The organism is Halopseudomonas sp. L-58 (assembly GCF_056859475.1).
Map to the genome: position 1 here is coordinate 1 of NZ_JBSXON010000088.1, position 4,771 is coordinate 4,771.

The 4,771-nt window shown below is 54.4% G+C and carries 3 protein-coding genes and 1 pseudogene; 3 read left to right on the top strand and 1 reads right to left on the bottom strand.

Translation table 11 applies throughout. The features are described 5' to 3' along the window. From AC13EY_RS18655 to AC13EY_RS18665, 3 genes are all read left to right on the top strand, one after another. On the top strand, positions 1–1,199 hold a 1,199-nt coding region (locus AC13EY_RS18655), incomplete at its 5' end, for a hypothetical protein (protein WP_482877282.1). A 221-nt stretch (positions 1,200–1,420) separates the two neighbouring features. Continuing rightward, on the top strand, positions 1,421–2,539 hold the full coding sequence (locus AC13EY_RS18660; protein WP_482877284.1) for an ImmA/IrrE family metallo-endopeptidase: 1,119 nt from the start codon (positions 1,421–1,423) through the stop codon (positions 2,537–2,539). A gap of 20 nt (positions 2,540–2,559) precedes the next feature. Beyond that, complete coding sequence (locus AC13EY_RS18665; protein ID WP_482877286.1) at positions 2,560–3,135, top strand: hypothetical protein; 576 nt, start codon at positions 2,560–2,562, stop codon at positions 3,133–3,135. Between the two features lie 101 nt (positions 3,136–3,236). Here AC13EY_RS18665 and tnpC read toward each other — a convergent pair. Beyond that, positions 3,237–4,637: pseudogene (gene tnpC / locus AC13EY_RS18670) on the bottom strand (IS66 family transposase); the annotation flags it as partial. Positions 4,638–4,771: the final 134 nt, after the last annotated feature.

Consider the following 4,771-nt stretch of genomic DNA (forward strand, 5'->3'; position numbering starts at 1 on the left):
CACAGCGAGGGATAGTCGCCGCGATGCTCTTGCACCATCCGCACGGCTCGTTCACGGACTTCAGGGGAAAACTTGTTTGTCTTGTTCATGGCTTCATCTTCTCAGGAGTTGAAGCCTCCGCGAAACCCGGGGCGGTTCAAAGTTCTGGCAGCCTGATGATCGATACCAGCCTTGAGGGGCGTGCTCATTTGCAGGAGCCGTTCCGTATTGGTTGGCCTGCCGGTAAGAAGCGCTTCGTCCATATCTTGGATGAAATGACTCTAGATATACTCTTGGATGAGCTCGACACCGTTCCCGACTTAGTTGCCTATTTTGATGCCAAGGAGCGTTTTCTAACCTCTGTTCATCTGGTTACGGTAGCGGGAGAAGAACAGCTGATTGCGCGTTACCAAATGAGCTTTGACGAGGGGCGGCACGTTCTACCCGAAGTTCCTGATGGCGTTAACTACGTAGCCATGGTGGAGGGTGACTGGGAGTACTATCATGCAAGCCAGCAACGCGCTGCTCGTTTTCAGGCGGATGCAGGGAGCTACATGTGGGACGCGCTTATTGAATATCAGAGTAGGTTTATTCGGTCTGGGCAGGCGGGTTCCCCATTCTCCGAGAGCGCTTCAACTGATGACCACGAGCATGTGGTGCGGGCGCTAGCTGGTGAGACACGTTTTTCTAGGCGCATTCTTGCAGAGGCGTTCAGGTATGCATTGAGTCGGTCTAAGCCAGGTCATAAATTTGCGAGGATAATGCACAGTGCTGCTCACCCCCATCGCCAGTACGTCTTTCTGACCGTTCCCAGGGTAGCCACAGTCGATTATCAGGACTATCGCGCTGTTCGTGTGAGTTTGCTGATGGCCTACTGCAATGGATTAAAGCTTAAGTTCCCCGAAACTCTTGAGGTTGTAGGTATCGCTTCAGAGCCGTTGATGGAAAAAGTATCTTCGCAGGATTTTTTGTTCATTTCGCTAGACCAGCCTCTGGGGCCAGAGGAAGAACAAGAGCTTAGAGATACATGTAATGAGCTGGGTATTTTTCAAGACGTATCCATAGTGGAGAAGCCATTCCAGGCGTTTGAGTATCCGCAAGCCACGTTCTCTACTATGTCAGCGGATCTGGGGCAGCCAGTATTTATGAATCGCGCAATGCGCAGGGCTTATGAGAGCCAGCAGAGGAGAGCAAAAGGCAAGCCTAAGAGGAGGCGCTGATCGGGTTGTCTTGCCGGGATACAAGTCTTGGAAGGCGCCATCGTCCATAGGGAGCTCTATGAAACTATGCCAAGGACGTTCAGTTTGCGCGCTGATGGTTAGACAGGAATACAGGGTGAAAGAACATTTCAGGCTGAAGCAAGCTGTTCTTGGGGGCGTATTCAGCGCACCAAACTTGATAAAACTTGATTTTTTTGAGCTGGGCACTACACTGGGTCGCTATGCAAAATACCCTTCATGTAGAGTCGCTCCGTACGGCTCTGGCCGAGCGCGGATGGACACAAAAGTACCTAGCAGAACAGTTGGGAGTTTCGGCGCAGTCCGTGACCAACTGGTTCAACGGTAAGGACTTCCCGCGTCCTGACAAGCTGCTCAAGCTGGCTACAACCCTGCACCTGTCCTTTGCTCAACTGGTAGAGCCGCCGAAGGATCAGCCCGTCGTGGCTTTCCGCAAGCGAGCCGGCACCAAGACCACGGATTCGCACATTGCAAAAGCCATCGGTATCGGTGGCTTGCTCAAGCCTCTGGTGGATTTTCTGCCACTGCCCACTTTACGTACCCAGATCACCTCCCCGTCTACGTCTTATGCGCGGCTGCAAAGCGATGCCTTACAGGTACGTAGTAAGTTAGGTATGTGCGAGCGTAGCGTCCTCCGTTACCAAGCATTGATTGGCGAATTCAAGTCGTGTGGTGCTGTGCTTGTACCAGTTCTCTGGGGGCAAAAGCAGCAACACAAGAATGCGCTGCATATTTTGCTGCCGTCTTCTAAAGTGACGTTTGTGTTTGTGAACTTGGACACGAAGTTGGAAGACTTCAAGTTTTGGATGGCCCATGAGTTGGCGCATGTCTATACCCCAGAGCTGGCCGGTAGCGATGAAGGGGAAGACTTTGCGGATGCTTTTGCAGGCACCGTACTGTTTCCTGGGGCCTGTGCTGAACAGGCGTATGCCGAAGCGGTGGGGGCACTAGGCACTACTGGGGAGATTGCTGTCCTCCAACGCTACTCCGCGGAGCATCAGATCTCGCTGAATACGGTGTATCAGCAGGTGCAAGTGTACGCACGGGAGCACCAACTCCCGTCTCTTCGTACGGCAGAAGAGACTATTCACAAGGTGCGGAACAGTTCAGCCCCGCAATTGGTGAGCTCGATCTTGTTTGATCCTGCTCCGCCCAGGCCAGCGCAGTACATGGCAGCCGCAGAGAATGTCTTCCAGTCGGCGTTTTTCCATGCGTTGAAGTGCATGATCCGTGAACACGGCACAGGTGCTTCGTATATTCAGCAAATTATGGACATTTCCCTTGTGGATGCGGTGGGGATCCATGAGGAACTGATGAGTTGAGGTGTGCGCAGACGCTGGTATTGCTGGATACTAATGCCTATCTCCGTTTTGCTAAGCGTGTAAGGCCAATTCTTGGCGTCGCATTTGGTCAAAAAAACTATGTGCTGACCATTCTGAAAGATGTTGAGACGGAAGTGCATCGCAATGGTGCGCTGAGGTTTAAGTACCCCTGGTTTGACAGCGAGGAGGTTGCCGCTGAGCGGGGTGCGAAGCAGGTACGCCTAAAGGTAGAAGAGAGGGTTCAGCTGGATGCAGCGCAAAGCGTGTTGCACGGTTGGGTCTTGACTAACCCTGTTCTCTACACCACGCGAAAGAGGTCTCCACCGTCTACCACAGACTGTCGCGTGTTGGCCTTCGGCCAAATCAGAAATGCCATTGTGGTTACCGATGACCTGGGGATGCATCAGTTGGCCAAAGATTTTGGCATTGTGGTTTGGCATGGTTATGAGCTGCTGAAAAAAATGCTAACAGCAAAAGTGATCTCCAACGATCAGGTCAGGGAGATTTTTGAAGCCCTAGAGCTCAATGGCGATTTGACCGAAACTTGGCGTGAAGCAAAGTATTCCATCTTTTCTAGAATATTTGGCAAGGCATAGAAAGCGACTCGTTGAGGCCTCGTCTAATGCATTCAGACATCTACAGATGCTTCTGCTGCTTGCAATAAGTGTAAGCGTACGGGGAATACACCTTGCGCCGATCAGCCCGGAATCCACTGATGCGGCAGTAGTTGCTCAATCTCGCTAGCCTTCTGCGTCGGCAACCGCGTTAGCACGTCCTTGAGGTAGGCATACGGATCATGGCCATTCATGCGAGCTGACTGGATCAGGCTCATGATTGCAGCCGCGCGTTTACCGCTGCGCAACGATCCAGCGAAGAGCCAGTTTGATCTGCCAAGCGCCCACGGCCTGATCTGGTTCTCGACCGCATTGTTATCGATGGGCACAGCACCATCATCCAGGTAGCGCGTCAGCGCTACCCAGCGTTTGAGGCTGTAGTCCAGTGCCTTGGCGATGGCCGAGCCTTCAGGCACCAGTTCGTGCTGGGCCAGCATCCAGGTATGCAAGGTGTCGGCTAGGGGCTTGGCCTTTTCCTGGCGTATTCGCCAGCGGTCCTCGTCACTCAGGTCTTTGGCTTGCCGTTCGACTTCATACAGCCCGCCGATTGAGTGCAGCGCCTGTTCTGCTAATTGGCTTTTGTTCGCCACGTGCAGGTCGAAGAACTTGCGCCGTGCATGCGCCATACAGCCGATTTCGGTGATGCCCTGCTCGAAGCCGGCCTTGTAGCCTGCGAAGTCATCGCAGACCAGCTTGCCATTCCAGGTGCCCAGGAAGTTACGCGCATGCTCGCCAGCACGGCTGAGGCTGAAGTCATAGACTACCGCCTTCAGTGCCGAGAACGGCGTCGTGCAGTAGGCCCAGACGTAAGCCCGGTGTGTTTTCTTCTCGCCGGGTGCCAGCATCTGCACCGGTGTTTCATCGGCGTGTACAACGTCCTGAGCTAGCACTGCCTCGCGCAATGCATCCACCAAGGGCTGGAGTTGCACGCCGGTTTGGCCTACCCACTGCGCCAGCGTCGAACGCGATATGACCAAGCCTGCGCGACCAAAGATCTTTTCCTGGCGATACAGCGGCAAGTGGTCTGCGAACTTGGCCACCATCACATGGGCCAACAGGCCGGCGGTGGGAATGCCTTTGTCGATCACCTGGGCCGGTACAGGCGCTTGGATCAGTGTTTCGCACTGACGGCAAGCCCATTTGCCACGCACATGTTGCTCGACGGTGAACACGCCAGGTGTGTAATCCAGCTTCTCGCTCACATCTTCGCCGATGCGCTGAAGTTGGCACCCGCAGGCACACAGTGTGCTCTCCGGTTCATGGCGGATGACCGTACGTGGGAACTGGGGTGGCAGCGGAGCGCGCTTGGGCTGTTGGCGCGATGAGGTTGCTGCAGGCTCAGGCCGGAGCGCGTTCAGCTCTGCCTCGATAGCCTCAAGGTCGGTGTTGAGCAAGTCATCCAGCAAGCTGCCTTGCGCCGGGCTGATTTGCTCACTGCGCTTGGCGAATTTGTGCCGTTTGAGAATGGCGATCTCGTTGCGTATTCCGGCGAACGTGACCGGTCATTCCGGGGATCGTGACCGATTTGCACACGGCCTTCACGCTGGAACGTGTTTTGTACTCTGAGCGGTCACGATGGGTCAATCGATACCGCGTTTTGAGCGTTAGCCTTTCTCAG